The organism is Neisseria sp. DTU_2020_1000833_1_SI_GRL_NUU_006, from assembly GCA_032388755.1.
Lineage (GTDB): Bacteria > Pseudomonadota > Gammaproteobacteria > Burkholderiales > Neisseriaceae > Neisseria > Neisseria sicca_C.
Genome location: CP135593.1, coordinates 1647082 through 1667016, shown reverse-complemented (window position 1 = coordinate 1667016; position 19935 = coordinate 1647082). Strand labels below are relative to the sequence as shown.

The following is a 19935-nucleotide window of genomic DNA, read 5'->3' as shown; positions in this document are numbered from 1 at the left end:
TCGAAGAAACACGGGGACTTTTTTTTCTTCATTCTAAACATTAAACTAAGGGGTAACAAAATGGCTCAAGCAGAGCAAAAAAGAGGCTTATTCGCTCAAAAAAATAAAGGCAAACGTTTTACGTTTGAAGGTAAAAATACCAATACGGATCAATTAGTCCGAGGCGAAGTAGTCGCCAAAGACGAAGAAGAAGCGCGTAAAAAGCTCCAACGCCGCGGGATACGCCCTTTACGTATCAGTAAAGTGAAGGCAACTAAAAAGCGTCGTATTACTCAGGAAGACATCACTGTCTTTACCCGTCAACTTGCCACCATGATGAAAGCAGGTCTGCCTTTAATGCAGGCTTTTGAAATTGTCGCACGCGGACACTCCAACCCATCCATGACTGAAATGTTGATGCAAGTCCGTGCAGATGTGGAACAAGGTAGTGCATTGGGTAAATCATTTGCCAAATACCCAAAATATTTCGACCGCTTTTATTGCAATTTGATTGCGGCCGGAGAAACGGGTGGTGTTTTGGAAAGTCTGTTGGATAAACTTGCTGTATATAAAGAAAAAACACAAGCCATTAAGAAAAAAGTAAAAACTGCTTTGACGTACCCAATTTCTATTGTGGTTGTTGCGGTTGTACTGATTTTCGTAATGATGCGCTGGGTTTTGCCTGCATTTAAAGAAGTTTACTCAAACATGGGGGCAGAATTACCGGGTATGACACAAACAGTCATGAATATTTCCGATTTTTTTGTGGAGTATGGCTGGATTATGATTATTGCGGTAATTGGCATTGGTTTTGGTGTATATAAACTACATCAGAAATCTCCTGAATTTCAAAAACGTGTAGATGCCATGGTTTTGCGTATGCCTATTTTTGGCTCTATCATTCGTAAAGCAACTATTGCACGTTGGGCTCGTACTACTTCTACCTTATTTGCCGCAGGTGTCCCTTTAGTAGAGGTTTTAGATTCTGTATCAGGTGCTGCTGGCAATATACTCTATGAAGAAGCAACGCAAGACATCCGTGCAAAAGTTAGTCAAGGTCTCTCTTTGACTTCAAGTATGCAAAGTACGGATATGTTTCCGAATATGGTTATCCAAATGGCCGCTATTGGTGAAGAATCCGGATCCCTTGATGATATGTTAAATAAGGCTGCTGAATTTTATGAGGAAGAAGTTGATAACTCTGTATCACAACTATCTTCTCTGATGGAACCGATTATTATGGTGGTTTTGGGCTCCATTATCGGTACAATCCTGGTAGCAATGTATCTGCCGCTGTTTAACCTCGGTAACGTAGTAGGTTGATATGTTGGAATCTTTGGATACATTAGCGCCATTTGCTATTCCATTATCTGTCATTGTTGGTTTGTTGATCGGAAGTTTCCTTAATGTTGTCATTTACCGCGTTCCTGTCATGATGGAACGCGGCTGGACTCAGTTTGCGAAAGAGCATTTGCAACTTGAATTAACGGAAGAAGAACAGCAACCATTCAATTTGATGAAGCCGGATTCCCGCTGCCCCAAGTGTCATGCTCCGGTAAAGGCTTGGCAAAATATTCCGATTGTCAGTTATCTAATGCTTGGCGGTAAATGTGGTTCGTGTAAAACGCCCATCAGCATCCGTTATCCCCTAATCGAATTATTGACCGGTATATTGTTTGGCGTAGTGGCGTGGCAATATGACTGGACGATGGCGGCATTCGGTGGGTTGATATTGACTGCAATATTGATTGCATTGACCTTTATCGATGCGGATACTCAATATTTACCTGACAGCCTGACCCTGCCGTTGATATGGTTAGGCTTACTGTTTAATTTAAGCGGTACTTTTGTTCCATTGAAATCTGCCGTTTTAGGCGCGGTTTTCGGCTATATGAGCTTATGGCTGTTGTGTTTCATCTATAAGCTTTTGACTGGGAAAATCGGTATGGGTAACGGCGATTTTAAATTGCTGGCCGCACTAGGTGCATGGCTTGGTGTCGGCATTTTACCTGTATTGGTCTTTATGGCAGCGTTAATTGGTCTGATTGGAGCGATTATCGGACGGGTTGCCAAAGGACAATATTTTGCTTTCGGTCCGAGTTTGGCTATTGCCGGCTGGATTATTCTGGTAGCTAACGAGCCGGTACATCGTGCCGTCACTTGGTGGCTGACCGAATCAGGGTTTTAATATGACTTTATGGATAGGTTTGACGGGTGGTATCGGCAGCGGGAAATCTCAAGCAGCAAAAATCTTTTCTGATTTGGGCGTCCCGCACATTGATGCCGACGCCCTGAGCCGAAACCTGACGGCGGATAACGGTATAGCATTACCGGCTATCCGCCGTCTTTTTGGCGACAAGGTTTTTCATACCCAAAACAGTCTGAACCGTGCTGCTTTGAGGGATCTGGTTTTCAGACGACCTCAAGCCAAAAAAGAATTGGAGGAGGTGTTGCTGCCTTTGATTTTAAATGAAATCAAATCGGCAAAAACCCGCTATCCTAACGCAGCATACGGCATCATCGATGTACCTTTGCTGATTGAAAATCCGGAATTTTTAGCGGCTGTCGATAGAGTGTTGGTTATCGACGTTTCTGAAGCAACCCAAATTCTTCGCGTTCAGCAAAGAAGCGGTTTGAATACAGAAGAGATCAAGCGCATTATGAACACTCAGGCCAACCGCAAAACGCGGCTGCTCTATGCAGATGATGTCTTAGAAAATGAAGGGACTTTATCTGAATTGACCAAAAAAATTCAGGACTTGCATAGGTTTTATTTGGGATATTCCGGCAACTCGAAATTTGGTACATCATTGCCCTAACGTGAAATATCTTGAACAAAAGACAAAGCATAAATGATTTGTAAGGAACAAATAATGACTGAAGTAACGATTGTGAAATGTCCGACCTGTCAAACGCCGGTGATATGGAATGAAGAGAGTAAATACCGACCTTTTTGCAGTCAACGCTGCCGATTGATTGATTTAGGCGAATGGGCGCAAGAGAAATATACGGTTGCAGCGGAAGAAGATGATGCTTTATCTGATTCAATGGTCGGAGGCTTACAATAAGCTGTATTTAATACGTTTTTGTGAGGCTATGCAGCCCCGCTTTTTTCTCCTTGGTAGGCATTTGCTTGGTAGGATGACATTATGGTAATGGCTGTCCAAACTTATGTTTCAGACCAATGTCGGGCATTTTTCATGTCTTGTTCGATTTGTACTTTTAATTCGGCGATACTGTCGAATTTTTTTTCGTCGCGTAATTTGTGCAGAAAACGGACGTTCAGGCGTTGTCCATAAATGTTTTCATTGAAATCAAACAGATGGACTTCAAGTTTTTGGGCGCGGTTGTTGCTGACAGTAGGGTTGAATCCGAAACTTGCCACGCCGCGTTTTGTGGTGAAAGTGCCGTCTACTTCAACGACAAATACCCCGCTTAAGGCGTAATGGTGGGGAGGGAGTTGGATGTTGGCGGTGGGGGCGTTGATGGTGCGGCCGAGTTTTTTACCGTGTTTGACTTTGCCGCTTAAGGTGTAATCGTGTCCCAGCAGTTTTTTGGCATAGTCTAATCGTCCGTCAGAAAGCGCATTACGCACGGCGGTACTGCTGGTACGGATGTCTTCTACGATAACAGATGGGGTACGATCGGTTTGAATATCAGGTTGTGCTGCCAAAAGTTCGAAATCGCCACGGCGACCTGCTCCGAAACGGAAGTCATCTCCAATCAGCAGATAACGCGTATTCAACGTCTTGCGTAAAAGCAGATTGATAAAGTCTTGGGCATCCATATCGGCAAATGTTTGGTTAAACCGCAGCACCCAAACTGCATCGACACAGCCGGTTTGTTCAAGCAAATTTAGTTTGGTGCGCAAAGGGCTGATACGGTAGGGCTGTTTTTTACCGGTTTGTCGGGCAAAAAATTCTTTGGGTTGTGGTTCGAAGATAACGACGACAACTGGAAGCCCCCGTGCATCGGCTTCTTGCTTGAGTTTTTGGAGAATGTGTTTGTGTCCGAGGTGCACGCCGTCGAAATTACCGATGGTAACGGCACTTCCCTGAGGGAAGTCGGGCATGCGATGCTGACCGAGCCAGATTTTCATGAGTCATTTATGCGGTTCGTAAACGGACGGGTATTGTAAACGTTCTTGGTGTTTATATAAACCACAGGTCGTCTGAATATGTTTTCAGACGACCTGTGTCGTCTTTACCACCAAAACGGCGGACGGTAAAAAGGGTAGCCCCAAGGGTCGTAATAGTTGTAATAATAGCGTGCTTCTTGGAGTTGCTGCTGGGAGATGTGGTTTTGCCATGCCATTTTGTAGCAGGCTTGGAACATGGGGTCGGAAACTTTATCTATATATTTCAAGCGGAAGGATTTTTGCTGTTCTGTCGTTTGAACGGAGCGGTTGTCCGCCAGCTCGAACTGTTTTTGTATCAATCGGGCGGTTTCGGGGTCACACTGGGCGGCCAAGTGGATTTGCAGGTTTTGTTCTTCCTGTTTTCGAGCCTGTGCGCGTGCGGCGAGTTGCTCCGGCGTGGCAGCGCAGGCAGTCAGGAAGACGAGGGTGGAGAGCGATAAAAAGCGTAATGGGTTCATGATGTTGCCCCTTTAAGGTGATGATAACCAATGTACGCTGACGGCTGGTCGAGTGCAAGGGGTAAATAGGTAAAGGTCGTCTGAAAACGGGTTTCAGACGACCTTTTTGTTTTGCCGCTTGGATGAAAAGGTTGGGTAAACAGTTTAACCTTTATTGAGTATCTGTTTGTTTTCGCCTTCGCGCCGCAGCTCTTTGGGGAGGACGAAGACGATACTTTCTTCCGCGCCTTCGCCTTCGCGTATGGTTTCGTGTCCCCATTGCTGTATGGTTTGCAGGACTTCTCTGACTAAAACTTCGGGTGCGGACGCGCCGGCGGTTACGCCGACTTTGTGTTTGCCTTCGAACCATTCGCGTTGCAGGTAGCCGGCGTTGTCGACCATATAGGCATCGACGCCGCGTTGGGCGGCGACTTCGCGCAGGCGGTTGCTGTTGGAAGAGTTGGGCGAGCCGACGACGATGACGATGTCGCATTCTTCCGCTAATTCTTTGACGGCGGTTTGGCGGTTGGTCGTGGCGTAGCAGATGTCTTCTTTGTGCGGGTTGCGGATGTTGGGGAAACGGGCGTTCAGCGCGGCGATGATGTCTTTGGTTTCATCGACGGACAGGGTGGTTTGGCTGACGTAGGCGAGTTTGTCGGGGTTTTTGACTTGCAGCCCGGCGACGTCTTCAACGGTTTCGACCAGCAGCATCCTGCCGGGCGGAAGCTGTCCCATGGTGCCTTCGACTTCGACGTGGCCTTTGTGTCCGATCATGATGATTTCGCAATCTTGCGCGTCGAGGCGGGCGACTTCTTTGTGGACTTTGGTCACGAGCGGGCAGGTGGCATCAAATACGCGGAACCCGCGTTCGGCGGCTTCCTGCTGAACGGCTTTGGAGACGCCGTGTGCCGAGTAAATCAGGATGGCGCCTTTGGGTACGTCGGCGAGGTCTTCGATGAATACCGCGCCTTTTTCGCGCAGGTTGTCGACGACGAATTTGTTGTGGACGACTTCGTGGCGGACGTAAACCGGTGCGCCGAATTCTTCCAGCGCGCGCTCGACGATGCTGATGGCGCGGTCAACGCCGGCGCAGAAACCGCGCGGGTTGGCAAGGATGATGGTTTTTTGGGTCATATGTATGGTCCGGATTTCAGACGACCTTATGGGTTGTCGGTTGTTGTTTCCTCGGTTGGTTTGGGTTGTTTTTTGTGGAACAGTCCGTCCAAAACCAATAAAACGGCACCGACGCAGATAAAGCTGTCGGCAACATTAAACGCGGGATAATACCAATCCTTCCAGTAAAACAGTAAGAAATCAACCACATGACCGTGAATCAGTCGGTCGATGACGTTACCGAGCGCGCCGCCGATAATCATGGCTGCGCCGATTTTGCCGGAAAGGCGGAACTCGTCGCGCAGGATGGCGCGGGCGAGATAGGCGCTGATGACGAGTGCCAGCCCTAAGAAAAAGAATTTCTGCCAGCCGCCTTGGTCGGCAAGAAAACTGAACGCCGCACCGGGGTTGTACGCAAGGGTTAGGTCGAATAAGGAAGGGATGATGTTGAGTCGCTCGCCTTCTTGGAAGTGGGCGAGGATTTCCCATTTGGTCAGTTGGTCAAGCGCGATGCCGGTCAGCGCGATCAGCAGGTAGGCGGTTTTTTTGGAAAGGGAGGAAGACATTTGGTTGAAGCTGCCTGAATAAAAATAAAGCGGCTATTTTACCCGAAAGCGCAAAAGCCGTGTTTCAAAAGGTCGTCTGAAAACCTTTTATTACAGGCAAGACACAGGGTTTTGCAGGGGGTATCGCAAAACCGCGTAAACGCTGCGTGCAAAAACATTGTCATACGTAAAACAAGGTTTATTTGCTTGATAGGGTGTTGCCTTGCCGATAACATGGCGGCGTTTTTATATGCCTTCCCCGAAAGGATACAGTATGGCTAAAACAAAATCTTTATTGGCAACCGGCATTTTGGCGCTTTTCTCCGCCACCGCTTTCGCCGCCCCGCTTCCTGCCGAAATTTACCTTCCCGCAGGCGCGCATACGGTTAAAGCCGACCGTCAGGGCAACGGTGAATTCGAATACGAAGCCGAGCTGTCCGCACGCGGCAACCCGATTCCGTCTTTGGCGAAAAAAGTCATCGCCCACGCGCGCAGCAAAGGTTTTCATGTGATCGAATCTGAAATCAAACACGACGATGCCGATTTGAAATTCAAACGCGGCAGACAAGAATTGGACGTGTCCATCGAAAACAAAGGACACGGCCGCATCGAATACAAAGCTGATTTAGACTTGGACAAACGCTAAATCGATAAATACCGGAAAGGTCGTCTGAAAAGAGGTTTCAGACGACCTTTTTGCATGGCGGCGTTAATAATCGTTTATGGTTTTTATAGTGGATTAACTTTAAACCAGTACGGTGTTGCCTCGCCTTAGCTCAAAGAGAACGATTCTCTAAGGTGCTGAAGCACCAAATGAATCGGTTCCGTATTATCTGTACTGTCTGCGGCTTCGTCGCCTTGTCCTGATTTAAAATACAACATTTGCTTTATCCGTGAAAACCGCTTAGAAGAAAATACAGGTCGTCTGAAACCTCTTTTCAGACGACCTTTGCATAGGATTGGACAAACGGCATTCAAGCAGCAGGGTAGGGTGGATTCGCGTCGAATCAAAATAAAGCCAAATCATGCCGTATCGTTTTATTTGCCACCGCAATATTTTGTTTTACTGTAAAACACGGTAAAATCCGCGCTCAAAACAATATAAAGCAAAACCATGCCCGAAAGCACCAAAATGCCCGATATGGTTTCGCCTCAAATAAAAAACGCAGATTCATGCACCATTGCAACCCAAACGTCTTACGAAATCATGAAAACACTCTTACTCCTCTCCCTGCTCGCCGTGTCCGCAGCAGAAGCCGCCGATGTGCCGTCCGAGCCTCAAAACCAGCCTGCCCCCGAGTTGCAGGTCAAAACGGCAGAACCTGCCCCCGTCGAAGCAGAAGCGGCCAAACCTGCCGCCGAAACGTCGTCTGAAAAAGTCGTCAACGTCGATGCCAAAACCCTGCTCGACAATCCCCAATTGCTTTCCCGCGCCATGTATTCCGCCGTTGTTTCACGCAACATCGCGGGCATCAAAGTCGTCCTGCCGATTTACGAACAATGGCCGGGACACGATAAAAACATGGCGCTCTACGCGCACGGATTGGTTGCCCAAGACGAAGGCAAAATGAAAGAAGCCATCGGGTATTACCGTCAATTTATCGCCGAAAACCCTGATGCCCCCGTCGTCCGCTGGCAGCTTGCCACCGCTTTGTTTGAGGACAAGCAAAACGAAGCCGCCGCCGACCAGTTCGACAAACTCAAAACAGAAGCCAACCTGCCCGAGCCGCTCGTCAAAGGCATCGAATCCTACCGCAAAGCATTGCGCGAGCGCGATTCGTGGAAATTCAATGCCGGCTTGAGCGTTACCCGCGAACAAAACATCAACCAAGCCCCCAGCCGCCGCACATACGGCAACTGGACCTTCCCCGATCCTATCGACGCCACCGCCATCAACTACCAACTCGGTGCAGAGAAAAAATGGTCGCTGCCCAAAGGCTGGTACGTTACGGCAGGCGCGGACAATTACGGCAAGATTTATCCCGAACAAACCAAGTATAACGACGTAACCACCCGCTTCTCAGTAGGCGCAGGCTACGCCGACCAGCGCAACGACATCGGCTTGACCCCGTTCCACGAACGCCGCTTCTACGGCAACGACCCGTATACCTACTCCAGCGGTGCGCGCCTGCACATCAACCGCTGGTGGCAGCCTAAGCTGCAAACCTTGAGTGCCGTTGAAATGGGTCGTCTGAAAAACATCCGCCGCGCCAAATCCGACAACAACAACCGCCTGTTGAGCAATTCCGTCGTCTATTACCGAAACGCCCGCCAATACTGGGTCGGCGGTTTCGACATCTATCAGGAACGCAATAAAGAAGACAAATCGGACAGCTTTGACCGTTACAGCCTCCGTACCGCATGGGGGCAGGAATGGGGCAAAGGGCTGTCCACCATGTTGCGGCTGAGTGCGGCGCAACGCCGTTATCAAACGCCCAGCCTTTTGAGCGGTCAGGAAACCCGCCGCGATAAAGAAGCGGATATTTCGCTCGCCGTGTGGCACCGCGCTTTCCACTTCAAAGGCATCACCCCGCGCCTGACCGTCGCCCACCACAAAACATGGAGTAACGACAAATATAATGAATACGGCAAAACCAGAATGTTTGTCGAATTCAGCAAAACATTCTGATTGTGTTTGGTTGGATTGGATTGTGTAAATTTTTGGAAAAATAAATCTAAATTTGATTTTTGATAGTTTACTACTTTATTTTCGTAGATATTTATTTTAAAAAAGATTTAAAGGTTTTTCTTTGATAAAGGTAGAGGGAGGATGAGGGAGTAGGTGTGGAAAACAAGGTAGGGAGGTCGGTTATTTTGACTGGTTTGGGGCGGGGTTTTCACTTACAATCAAACAAGGTTTACATATGGCAACACTCCGCCGCTTGATGCCAAGGTTGGTTGCAGACGTTTTTTGTTTGATTTCACGGCATTGTGCGGATGTGTTTGTTTAGGCTTTTCGTCCATAAGAAAAACTAAGAAAAACAAGGAAAAACAATGCGCCGCTTACCAATTCTATCCCTCATCCTGCTTCCCGCTGTGTCTCACGCCGCTGATTTTGACGGCGCGACGCTCAGTCTGTTTTGGGGTGCGCCGTTCGCGTTGATTCTTTTGTCTATCGCTTTGGGGCCACTCTTTTTCGCGCATACCTGGCATCACCATTTCGGCAAGATTACAGCGTTTTGGACGCTGCTGTTTTTGGTTCCGTTCGCCGTTGTGTTCGGTTTCGGGGCGGGTGTGCATACGGTTGCCCATGCGCTGGTTGAGGAATATATCCCGTTTATCCTGCTGCTTTTGGCTTTATATACAATTTCGGGCGGGATTTTGGTTTGGGGTAAGCTCAATGGTACGCCTGCGCTGAATACCGGGCTGCTGGCGGCGGGGACGGTGATGGCTTCCTTTATGGGGACGACCGGTGCGGCAATGCTGATGATTCGTCCGCTGCTTAAGGCAAACCATTACCGCAAGAATAAGGTGCATGTCGTTATATTCTTTATTTTTTTGGTGGCAAATATCGGCGGCGGCCTGACGCCGTTGGGCGATCCTCCGCTGTTTTTGGGCTTCTTGAAGGGCGTGGATTTCATGTGGACGGTGAAACACATGTTGATGCCCGTATTGATCAGTACGGTGGTGCTGTTGCTGGTGTTTTACATTATTGACAGCCGTTATCACGCGCGTGAAGCCAATGTGGAACAGATTCGGCAGGAAGAGGAGGCCGATGAAGATTTGCGTATTGCCGGCAAATGGAATTTTCTGCTGCTGGCGGGCGTGGTCGGTGCGGTTTTGCTGTCCGGCTTGTGGAAGCCCGATCATCCGGGGTTTGAGATTTTAGGCAGCCACTATGCGTTGCAAAACTTGGTGCGCGATGTGATTTTGCTGGTGCTGACCGTTGTTTCGTTGCTGATTACGCCCAAACAGGTCAGGGCGGGCAATGAATTCAATTTCGACCCGATTGCCGAAGTGGGCAAACTGTTTTTGGGTATTTTCATTACGATTTCCCCTGTTTTGGCGATTTTGAAGGCAGGCGAGGCGGGTGCGCTGGGTGCGGTGGTGTCGTTGGTGCATGACGCTTCGGGCAATCCGATTAATACGATGTATTTCTGGATGAGCGGTTTGTTGTCCGCATTTTTGGATAATGCGCCGACTTATCTGGTGTTCTTCAATATGGCGGGCGGCGATGCTCAGGCGCTGATGACGGGGCATCTGTTCCATTCGCTGTTGGCGGTATCCATGGGTTCGGTGTTTATGGGTGCGCTTACTTATATCGGCAATGCGCCGAACTTTATGGTTAAAGCGATTGCCGAGCAGCGCGGCGTGCCGATGCCGACTTTCTTCGGTTATATGATGTGGTCGGTGGGGGTGTTGATTCCGCTGTTTATACTGCACACGCTGATTTTCTTCGTTTGGCAGTTGTTCTGATTCCTAAACTTCAAAAGGTCGTCTGAAAACCTGATTCTTATTGATTCGGTTTTCAGACGACCTTTTGCATTCTGCCAGGGATTAATTTGGGGCATCAATATCTTGTAATTTTATTGGAGGGCTGCTTTGCGTGGGATTCGGGGCAGGAAGCTGGAAAAAATCTGCGTAAATCTGACATAAGGCGGGCTGTTCCTGCTAAAATCAAACGTTTTACAGTTTTCATTTAATTGTTGTTTTCCGTAAGTAAGGCTTTACTTTCAGACGACCTTCCCCATGCTTTGCCATTTCAAACGTCGTCTGAAAAGTTGGAACATTTTATTCTGTTTAACTCATCACAAGTAATGCAAATCTATGATTAAAATCAAAAAAGGCCTAGACCTGCCCATCGCGGGCAGACCGGAGCAAGCCGTTTACGACGGTCCGGCCATTACCGAAGTCGCGTTGCTTGGCGAAGAATATGTCGGTATGCGCCCCTCGATGAAAGTCAAGGAAGGCGATGCCGTCAAAAAAGGCCAAGTGCTGTTTGAAGACAAGAAAAATCCGGGCGTGGTGTTTACTGCGCCGGCTTCCGGCAAAATCGCTGCGATTCACCGCGGCGAAAAGCGCGTGCTTCAGTCGGTCGTGATTGCCGTTGAGGGCGATGACGAAATCGAGTTCGAACGCTACGCGCCCGATGCGTTGGCAAACTTAAGCGGCGAAGAAGTGCGCCGCAATCTGATTCAATCCGGTTTGTGGACTGCGCTGCGTACCCGTCCGTTCAGCAAAATCCCCGCCGTTGATGCCGAGCCGTTCGCCATTTTCGTCAATGCGATGGACACCAATCCACTGGCGGCAGACCCTGTGGTCGTGATCAAAGAAGCCGCCGAGGATTTCAGACGAGGTTTGCTGGTGTTGAGCCGACTGACCGAACGCAAAATCCATGTTTGTAAAGCAGCCGGTGCGGACGTGCCGTCTGAAAACGCCGCCAACATTGAAACACACGAATTCGGCGGCCCTCATCCTGCGGGTTTGAGCGGCACGCACATTCATTTCATCGAGCCTGTCGGCGCGAATAAAACCGTGTGGACCATCAATTATCAAGATGTAATTGCGATCGGACGTTTGTTCGTAACAGGTCGTCTGAATCCCGAGCGCGTAGTTGCTTTGGGCGGCCCGCAAGTCAATAAACCGCGCCTCTTGCGTACCGTTTTGGGTGCGAAGGTGTCGCAAATTACCGCCGGCGAATTGGTTGATGCGGACAACCGCGTGATTTCCGGTTCGGTATTGAACGGCGCGATTGCACAAGGCGCGCATGATTATTTGGGACGCTACCACAATCAGATTTCCGTTATCGAAGAAGGCCGCAGTAAAGAGCTGTTCGGTTGGGTTGCGCCGCAGCCGGACAAATACTCGATTACGCGTACGACCCTCGGTCATTTCCTGAAAAACAAACTCTTCAAGTTCACGACAGCCGTCAACGGCGGCGACCGCGCCATGGTGCCGATCGGTACTTACGAGCGCGTGATGCCGCTGGACATCCTGCCTACCTTGCTTTTGCGCGATTTAATCGTCGGCGATACCGACAGCGCGCAGGCTTTGGGTTGCTTGGAATTGGACGAAGAAGACCTCGCTTTGTGCAGTTTCGTTTGCCCGGGCAAATACGAATACGGCCCGCTGTTGCGCAAGGTGCTGGAAACCATTGAGAAGGAAGGCTGATTATGGGCTTGAAACATTTTCTGGAAAAAATCGAACCGCACTTCCTGCCGGGCGGCAAACATGAAAAATGGTATGCCCTCTATGAAGCTGCGGCGACGATTTTCTACACATCCGGCGCGGTAACGCGCAAAGCGGCACACGTCCGCGACGCGCTCGACTCCAAACGCATGATGATTTTGGTGTGGCTGGCTTTGTTCCCCGCCATGTTCTACGGTATGTACAACGTCGGCGCTCAGGCATTCGGTGCGTTAACGCCCGATTTGCTGCAACAAAGCATCGCCAACGACTGGCATTACGCCTTTGCCAACGCTTTGGGCATCAATATGTCGTCTGAAGCGGGCGTGTTGGGCAAAATGCTGTTCGGTGCGATTTACTTCCTGCCGATTTACGCAACCGTATTTATCGTCGGCGGTTTCTGGGAAGTTTTGTTTGCCACCGTACGCAAACACGAAATCAACGAAGGTTTCTTCGTGACTTCGATTCTGTTTGCCTTAATCGTTCCGCCTACGCTGCCGCTGTGGCAGGCTGCCTTAGGTATTACCTTCGGCGTGGTGGTTGCGAAAGAGGTATTCGGCGGTACGGGTAAAAACTTTATGAACCCTGCACTGGCAGGTCGTGCCTTCTTGTTCTTCGCTTATCCCGCCAATATTACCGGCGACACCGTTTGGACGGCGGTTGACGGCTATTCCGGCGCAACCGCGTTGGCTCAGTGGGCGGCACACGGTTCAGACGGCCTGAAAAATGCCGTTACCGGTAAATCCATCACTTGGATGGATGCGTTTATCGGCAACCTGCCCGGTTCTATCGGCGAAGTATCCACTTTGGCGCTTTTAATCGGCGGCGCGTTTATCGTGTTTGCCCGCATCGCTTCTTGGCGCATTATTGCCGGCGTGATGATCGGTATGATTGCGATGTCTTCGCTGTTTAATGTTATCGGTTCGGACACCAATCCGATGTTCAGCATGCCTTGGTACTGGCATCTGGTCGTCGGCGGCTTCGCCATCGGTATGCTGTTTATGGCGACCGACCCCGTTTCCGCTTCCTTTACCAATGTCGGCAAATGGTGGTACGGCGCGCTAATCGGCGTGATGTGCGTGTTAATCCGCGTGGTCAATCCGGCTTACCCCGAAGGCATGATGTTGGCGATTCTGTTTGCCAACCTGTTTGCCCCGATTTTCGACTATTTCGTCGCACAAGCGAATATCAAACGCAGAAAGGCGCGCAGCAATGGCTAAGAAATTCGATAAAGACAGCTTCAGCGGCACGCTGATTGTGGTATTGGCGGTCAGCCTGATTTGCTCGGTCATCGTGGCGGGCGCAGTTGTCGGCTTGAAACCGGTTCAGGAAAAACAAAAGGTTCAGGATAAACAAAGCTACATCCTGAGCGTTGCCGGTTTGCTGGATAAAAATACCGACATCAGCAAAACCTTTGCCGACCGCATCGAACAACGCGTGGTCGATTTGGCGACCGGCGAATATGTGAAAGACGCGCCGAAAGACTTTAGCGCACGCGTTGCCGCTAAAGACCCTGCGCAAAGCATCCAAATCAAACCTGAAGACGATTTGGCAGGTATCAAAAACCGCGCCAAATACACCGAAGTTTATTTGGTAAAAGGCGATGACGGCAAAGTCAGCCAAATCATCCTGCCTATGCACGGCAACGGTTTGTGGTCGGTTATGTACGGCTTCGTCGCCATCCAGCCCGACGGCAACACCATCAACGGCATTACCTACTACGACCAAGGCGAGACTCCGGGCCTGGGCGGCGAAATCGGCAATCCGTTGTGGCAGCAAAAATTCGTCGGCAAAAAACTCTTTGACGAACAAGGCAAACTTGCCCTGCATGTTTCCAAAGGCGGAAGCTCGGACAAAGAACATGGCGTAGATGCCCTTTCCGGTGCATCGCTGACTTCCAAAGGCGTACAAGGTTCGTTTGCCTACTGGTTCGGCGAAAACGGCTATATCCCCTACCTGAACAAATTGAAATCAGCAGGAGCACAATAATGGCTGATATGAAACGCTTGAAACATTTGATGTTTTCACCCTTTATCTACAACAACCCGATTGCCTTGCAGGTTTTGGGTATTTGTTCGGCGCTGGCGGTTACCACCAAACTTCAGACGGCCATCGTGATGGGTATTTCCGTCAGTCTGGTAACCGGTTTTTCCAGCTTCTTCATCTCGCTGGTGCGCAACTACATTCCAAACAGCATCCGTATTATCGTGCAGATGGCGATTGTCGCGTCGCTGGTTACGCTGGTTGACCAATTGTTGCAGGCCTATGCCTACGAATTGTCCAAACAGCTTTCCGTATTCGTCGGCCTGATTATTACCAACTGTATCGTAATGGGTCGCGCCGAAGCCTTCGCCATGAAAGAGCCACCGCTGGAAAGCCTGGTGGACGGCATCGGTAACGGCGCAGGTTACGGCATGATGCTGATTATCATCGCAACCATCCGCGAGCTTATCGGCTCAGGCAAACTCTTGGGCTATACCGTTTTCCAAACCGTGCAGGACGGCGGCTGGTATCAAACCAACGGCCTCTTCCTGCTGGCTCCGAGCGCGTTCTTCATCATCGGCTTTTTGATTTGGGGTTTGCGCACATGGAAACCCGAACAGGCAGAGGAATAAGACATGGAACATTATTTAAGCCTTTTTGTGAAATCCGTCTTCATTGAAAACATGGCGCTGTCCTTCTTCTTGGGCATGTGTACTTTTCTGGCGGTATCGAAAAAAGTATCCACCGCATTCGGCTTGGGCGTTGCCGTTACCTTCGTACTCGGCCTGTCCGTCCCTGCCAACCAGCTCGTTTACTCGCTGCTCAAAGACGGCGCGATTGTCGAAGGCGTGGATTTGACTTTCCTGAAATTCATCACCTTCATCGGCGTGATTGCGGCTTTGGTGCAGATTCTGGAAATGTTCTTGGACAAATTCGTTCCCGCCCTCTATAACGCGCTGGGCATCTACCTGCCGCTGATTACCGTAAACTGCGCGATTTTTGGTGCTGTTTCGTTTATGGCGCAACGCGAATACAACTTCGGCGAATCCGTCGTGTACGGCTTCGGCGCGGGCTTGGGCTGGATGTTGGCAATTGTCGCTTTGGCGGGCATTACCGAAAAAATGAAATATTCGGACGCTCCCAAAGGCCTCAAAGGACTGGGCATCACTTTCATCTCCGCCGGCCTGATGGCGATGGCGTTTATGTCGTTCTCCGGCATCCAGTTATAAGAAAGGATTCGGCATGGAAATTATTTTAGGTATCGTGATGTTTACCGTCATCGTCTTGGCTTTGGCACTGATGATTCTGTTTGCCAAATCCAAGCTGGTGAGCGAGGGCGACATCACCATCAAAGTCAATGATGAAAAAGAGCTGACTATGCCCGCCGGCGGCAAACTGTTGGGCGCGCTTGCCAGCCAAGGCATCTTCGTTCCCTCCGCCTGCGGTGGCGGCGGTTCGTGCGGACAATGCCGCGTTGTCGTGAAAAGCGGCGGCGGCGACATTCTGCCTACCGAGTTGTCCCACATCAGTAAACGCGAAGCACGCGAAGGCTGCCGACTGTCCTGCCAAGTCAACGTCAAAACCGACATGGACATCGAAGTACCGGAAGAAGTGTTCGGCGTGAAAAAATGGGAATGCACTGTCATCTCCAATGACAACAAAGCCACGTTCATTAAAGAACTCAAACTTGCCATTCCCGAAGGCGAAGAAGTCCCATTCCGTGCCGGTGGCTACATCCAAATCGAAGCCCCGCCGCACACCGTTGCCTACAAAGATTTCGACATCCCTAAGGAATATCACGAAGACTGGGACAAATACAATCTGTGGCAATATGTTTCCAAAGTGGACGAGCCGATTTTGCGCGCTTACTCCATGGCTTCATATCCTGAAGAAAAAGGCATCATCATGCTGAACGTGCGTATCGCCACGCCTCCTCCGCGCGTACCCGATGCGCCGCCGGGGCAAATGTCGTCCTACATTTGGTCGCTCAAACCCGGTGACAAAGTAACCATCTCCGGCCCGTTCGGCGAATTCTTCGCTAAAGACACCGATGCCGAAATGGTATTTATCGGCGGCGGTGCAGGTATGGCTCCGATGCGTTCCCACATTTTTGACCAGTTGAAACGTTTGAACTCCAAACGCAAAATCACCTTCTGGTACGGCGCACGCTCCAAACGCGAAATGTTCTATGTTGAAGACTTCGACCAACTCGCAGCAGAGTTCCCGAACTTCACATGGCACGTCGCCTTGTCCGACCCGCTGCCGGAAGACAACTGGGACGGCTACACAGGCTTCATCCACAACGTGGTTTACGAAAACCACCTGAAAAACCACGAAGCACCGGAAGACTGCGAATTCTATATGTGCGGCCCGCCGATCATGAACCAGTCCGTCATCAAAATGCTCAAAGACTTGGGCGTGGAAGATGAAAACATCCTCTTGGATGATTTCGGCGGTTAAATATTCGGCTTCAAATACAAAAGGAAGAAACTGAGGTTTCTTCCTTTTTCGTTTAGATAAAGATGAAGGTCGTCTGAAAACAGGAAAACGGGTTTCGTTAAAATTTTCAGACGACCTTTGGATTGTTTCAGGAACAACCTTTGGATTGTTTCAGGAACAATAGTATTGTTCTCACTTATTTTGAGAATTATGTTGCTATATTATTCACAATGAGCGATTCAGACAAGCTGCAAGATGTTTGACGATGTTATCTGCTACTTGACGTTTATCTGTTTCTGGAAATGAAATCTCATTTTCGTCATCAATAATGGTGATTTGATTGGTCGTTTTTCCCATTGACTGGGAAATTTGATTTGCAACCAGCAACGGGATATTTTTCCTGATTCTTTTGACTCTGGCATATTCTAGGACGCGTTCGCTTTCAGCGGCAAATCCGATACAAAAGGGAGGGTCAGGTAAAGAAGTAATGGAAGCGAGAATATCAGGGTTTTCCGTTAATTCGATAACAGGAACTTTACCCGAACCATCTTTTTTCATTTTTTGAGAACTGCTATTTTTCACCTTATAGTCAGCAACAGCAGCAACGGAGATAAATACATCTTGGTTGGTAATATGATTGTGAACAGAGTGGAACATTTCTTCTGCACTTACGGCTTGTTCTGTATGTAAAAGTCCGGTCGGAATAGTAGTTTGGAGTTGTCCATAAATCAAAGTTACTTTAGCCCCTGCTGCCCGGCATGCCCGTGCTAAAGCCATACCCATCTGTCCGCTAGAGATGTTTGTAATACCGCGTACAGGGTCGATGGCTTCAAACGTTGCTCCGGCTGTGATTAAAATACGTTTGCCTAATAAGATTTTAGGTGTCCATAAGTCGGAAATTAAATCAGCCAAATCAGCTGCTTCAAGCATTCGGCCAAGTCCAATTTCCCCACAGGCCTGTTCGCCATATGCCGGCTGAAAGACAGTAATACCGTCTGAACGTAGTTGTTCGATATTGCGTAGATTGGCAGGATTGTTCCACATCTCTACATTCATGGCGGGAGCAACTGCTAAAGGACATTTCCGTGCGGCAACAAGATTAGCCAGGAGGTTATCCGCAATGCCATGGGAAATTTTGGCAATCGTATTGGCTGTTGCCGGTGCAATGACCAACGCATCTGCCTCGCGTGTTAAATTAATATGAGCCATGCCATTTCCTAAGCTATTTTCATGCGTATCTGTTAGAACAGGATTTCCGCTTAAGGCCTGAAAAGTCAGTGGTGAAATAAATTCGATTGATGCTTTGCTCATTACCACACTGACTGAATGCCCCTGTTTTTTCAACAAGCGTACCAACTCACAAGACTTATAAGCGGCAATACCGCCACTAATACCCAGCAGAATATGTTTACTCATGATTAAAATACATGTTCAAAATATGTTTATACTAACATGGATAAAGAATAAACAAGTAATTTTGAGGAAGACCTATATATGTCAACGAGGTGATGTAATATTCAGGAGGGTAAATATTTTCTGAATGAGCAAGATTGGTAAAACATGATGTGAAATTGAACACCAAAGGTCGTCTGAAAACTATGAACTGCACCCCAAAAGTTGGACATCCCCTCCAACTCACAAGGTGCAGTTTTTTTATGGGCAAATATACATTACACTTCAAATACCAAGCCGTACTCCACTACCTGCACATACGCAGCCGACAGCGTACCGCAGACCACTACGGCATTTCCCGAACCCACCTGAGACGATGGATACGCGCCTATCAAGAAGGCGGTATCGGCGCACTCGAACATCCCCAATCCAAAACCATGCCCCAACACCGCAAAAACCCCTTCATCGCCGACAAACCCGACCAAGAAAAAACGCAGGCAGAGCTTATCGAAGAGTTGTGCTATATGCGCGCAGAGGTTGCCTATCTAAAGGAGTTAAAAGCCCTCAGCCAAAAGCGGACCGAAAAGGACAAAGCCAAACCGTCCAAACACTGAGGGCGCAACACCCGCTCAAATACCTGCTGCACATCGCACACCTGCCCAAAAGCAGCTTTTACTACCACCACCAAGACCGGCCCGACCCCGATGCAGCCGACAAAGCCCTCCTTGTCGAAACCTACCGGCGGCATAAAGGACGCTACGGGCAAAGGCGCATTGCCGCCGCATTGGGTTGGAACCGCAAAAAAGCGGCGCGGCTGATGAAGCAGTTGGAACTGAAAGCCCTCATACGGGCGAAAAAAGCCTACCGCCATCCCGCCATGGGCGAAATATCGGAACACCTCCTCAAACGTCTTTTCACAGCCGAAAAGCCCAACGAGAAATGGCTGACAGACGTGACCGAACTCAAAGGAAAGGACGGCAAACTGTACCTCTCTCCGATATTGGACCTGTTCAACCGCGAGATCGCCGCCTACGCCATGAGCCGCAGAGCCGACAGCGAAATGGTGAAGGAAATGCTCGAAAAAGCCGCACCCCGTCTGACTGCTAAAGGAACGATTCTTCATTCGGACCAAGGCGTGCTGTACCGTACGGCGGGGTATAGGGAATTGCTTGCGGGGCATTCCATGGTTCAAAGCATGTCGCGAAAGGCGAACTGTTGGGACAATGCGCCGATGGAGAGTTTCTTTGCGGTGTTGAAGACGGAGTGTTTCTATAACGCAGGTGAATTGACGGTAGATGAATTGATGAAGCAGATAGATGACTATATGGATTACTACAACCGGGAGCGTTGCAGTCTGAAATTGAAAAAGCTGAGTCCTGTCGCATACAGAACCCAGCTTGCACAGAGCGCCTGAATAGGCTTTTATGAGTGTCCAAGACTTGGGAGCCAGTGTAGTTTTCAGACGACCTTTGGTGTTTGTTAGGAGTTGTGTTGCTGTTTGTTGATGTGTGAATTGAATTGTTTTGGGCTGTTTGGGTTTGGATTGATGGTGTTTTGAAAGTTCTGAAATAGTGTCTGAAATAAAAGTTGTTGAATTTCAGGTTGTTGTCAGGTTTTTTGGAATTTTTTGCGGTTTGGGGGTTGACGGTTTTTGAGGGGAGGGGTATAGTTCGGTTCTTCGCTGCTTCGGCGGTGGTTGAACGAACAGGTAAGTATATCACAGTTGGTCTGATTTTTCGAGGTTTTAAGAAAAGTTTTGATTGACAATGAGATGAAATGCTTT

General features: G+C 49.1%; 20 protein-coding genes. 15 read left to right on the top strand and 5 right to left on the bottom strand.

Annotated features, from left to right (window positions below):
• Positions 1 to 60 precede the first annotated feature (60 nt).
• The 4 genes from RSJ68_08070 to yacG are packed head-to-tail and all read left to right on the top strand — an operon-like array spanning position 61 to position 3047.
• Positions 61 to 1302: a type II secretion system F family protein gene (locus RSJ68_08070; GenBank protein ID WNU96408.1), complete on the top strand. Its 1242-nt coding sequence runs from the start codon at positions 61 to 63 to the stop codon at positions 1300 to 1302.
• 1 nt (position 1303) lies between these two features.
• Positions 1304 to 2167, top strand: coding sequence for an A24 family peptidase (locus RSJ68_08065; protein ID WNU96407.1), 864 nt, complete (start codon positions 1304 to 1306; stop codon positions 2165 to 2167).
• Between the two features lies 1 nt (position 2168).
• Entirely contained in the window at positions 2169 to 2798 is a 630-nt protein-coding gene (coaE, locus tag RSJ68_08060) for a dephospho-CoA kinase (GenBank protein WNU96406.1), read from the top strand.
• Between the two features lie 54 nt (positions 2799 to 2852).
• Positions 2853 to 3047, top strand: coding sequence for a DNA gyrase inhibitor YacG (gene yacG, locus RSJ68_08055; protein WNU96405.1), 195 nt, complete (start codon positions 2853 to 2855; stop codon positions 3045 to 3047).
• A 101-nt stretch (positions 3048 to 3148) separates the two neighbouring features.
• Here the strand turns inward: yacG and ribF are convergent, their stop codons facing one another.
• From ribF to lspA, 4 genes are all read right to left on the bottom strand, one after another.
• A complete protein-coding gene (gene ribF, locus RSJ68_08050) occupies positions 3149 to 4078 on the bottom strand; it encodes a bifunctional riboflavin kinase/FAD synthetase (protein ID WNU96404.1) in 930 nt (309 codons plus the stop codon).
• A gap of 104 nt (positions 4079 to 4182) precedes the next feature.
• On the bottom strand, positions 4183 to 4575 hold the full coding sequence (locus RSJ68_08045) for a hypothetical protein (GenBank protein WNU96403.1): 393 nt from the start codon (positions 4573 to 4575) through the stop codon (positions 4183 to 4185).
• Positions 4576 to 4719: 144 nt separating this feature from the next.
• The gene (gene ispH / locus RSJ68_08040; protein WNU96402.1) at positions 4720 to 5688 is read right to left on the bottom strand and encodes a 4-hydroxy-3-methylbut-2-enyl diphosphate reductase; all 969 of its coding nucleotides are present in this window, start codon (positions 5686 to 5688) and stop codon (positions 4720 to 4722) included.
• 26 nt (positions 5689 to 5714) lie between these two features.
• Positions 5715 to 6233: a signal peptidase II gene (lspA, locus tag RSJ68_08035; protein WNU96401.1), complete on the bottom strand. Its 519-nt coding sequence runs from the start codon at positions 6231 to 6233 to the stop codon at positions 5715 to 5717.
• 253 nt (positions 6234 to 6486) lie between these two features.
• Between lspA and RSJ68_08030 the strand changes: the two genes are divergently transcribed.
• From RSJ68_08030 to nqrF, 9 genes are all read left to right on the top strand, one after another.
• Complete coding sequence (locus RSJ68_08030) at positions 6487 to 6858, top strand: hypothetical protein (protein ID WNU96400.1); 372 nt, start codon at positions 6487 to 6489, stop codon at positions 6856 to 6858.
• Positions 6859 to 7419: 561 nt separating this feature from the next.
• Positions 7420 to 8841, top strand: a complete 1422-nt coding sequence (locus RSJ68_08025) for a surface lipoprotein assembly modifier (protein ID WNU96399.1) — start codon at positions 7420 to 7422, stop codon at positions 8839 to 8841.
• A gap of 365 nt (positions 8842 to 9206) precedes the next feature.
• Positions 9207 to 10628, top strand: coding sequence for a sodium:proton antiporter (locus RSJ68_08020; protein ID WNU96398.1), 1422 nt, complete (start codon positions 9207 to 9209; stop codon positions 10626 to 10628).
• A gap of 351 nt (positions 10629 to 10979) precedes the next feature.
• On the top strand, positions 10980 to 12323 hold the full coding sequence (locus RSJ68_08015) for a Na(+)-translocating NADH-quinone reductase subunit A (protein WNU96397.1): 1344 nt from the start codon (positions 10980 to 10982) through the stop codon (positions 12321 to 12323).
• 2 nt (positions 12324 to 12325) lie between these two features.
• The gene (locus tag RSJ68_08010) at positions 12326 to 13558 is read left to right on the top strand and encodes an NADH:ubiquinone reductase (Na(+)-transporting) subunit B (protein ID WNU96396.1); all 1233 of its coding nucleotides are present in this window, start codon (positions 12326 to 12328) and stop codon (positions 13556 to 13558) included.
• Positions 13551 to 14327, top strand: a complete 777-nt coding sequence (locus RSJ68_08005) for a Na(+)-translocating NADH-quinone reductase subunit C (protein ID WNU96395.1) — start codon at positions 13551 to 13553, stop codon at positions 14325 to 14327. Before RSJ68_08010 ends, RSJ68_08005 begins: the two co-directional genes overlap by 8 nt.
• Complete coding sequence (locus RSJ68_08000) at positions 14327 to 14953, top strand: NADH:ubiquinone reductase (Na(+)-transporting) subunit D (protein WNU96394.1); 627 nt, start codon at positions 14327 to 14329, stop codon at positions 14951 to 14953. Before RSJ68_08005 ends, RSJ68_08000 begins: the two co-directional genes overlap by 1 nt.
• Positions 14954 to 14956: 3 nt before the next feature.
• Positions 14957 to 15550 (top strand): NADH:ubiquinone reductase (Na(+)-transporting) subunit E, encoded by a 594-nt coding sequence (nqrE, locus tag RSJ68_07995; GenBank protein ID WNU96393.1) that lies wholly within the window; start codon positions 14957 to 14959, stop codon positions 15548 to 15550.
• A gap of 13 nt (positions 15551 to 15563) precedes the next feature.
• Complete coding sequence (gene nqrF, locus RSJ68_07990; GenBank protein ID WNU96392.1) at positions 15564 to 16781, top strand: NADH:ubiquinone reductase (Na(+)-transporting) subunit F; 1218 nt, start codon at positions 15564 to 15566, stop codon at positions 16779 to 16781.
• 204 nt (positions 16782 to 16985) lie between these two features.
• Here the strand turns inward: nqrF and coaBC are convergent, their stop codons facing one another.
• Positions 16986 to 18176: a bifunctional phosphopantothenoylcysteine decarboxylase/phosphopantothenate--cysteine ligase CoaBC gene (gene coaBC / locus RSJ68_07985; GenBank protein ID WNU96391.1), complete on the bottom strand. Its 1191-nt coding sequence runs from the start codon at positions 18174 to 18176 to the stop codon at positions 16986 to 16988.
• 239 nt (positions 18177 to 18415) lie between these two features.
• On the opposite strand from coaBC, the gene RSJ68_07980 reads away from it, so the two are divergent.
• Together RSJ68_07980 and RSJ68_07975 are read left to right on the top strand one after the other, a co-directional pair.
• Positions 18416 to 18766: a helix-turn-helix domain-containing protein gene (locus RSJ68_07980; GenBank protein ID WNU96390.1), complete on the top strand. Its 351-nt coding sequence runs from the start codon at positions 18416 to 18418 to the stop codon at positions 18764 to 18766.
• On the top strand, positions 18670 to 19566 hold the full coding sequence (locus RSJ68_07975) for an IS3 family transposase (GenBank protein ID WNU96389.1): 897 nt from the start codon (positions 18670 to 18672) through the stop codon (positions 19564 to 19566). The genes RSJ68_07980 and RSJ68_07975 overlap by 97 nt, the downstream gene beginning before the upstream one ends.
• The last annotated feature ends 369 nt before the right edge of the window (positions 19567 to 19935 follow it).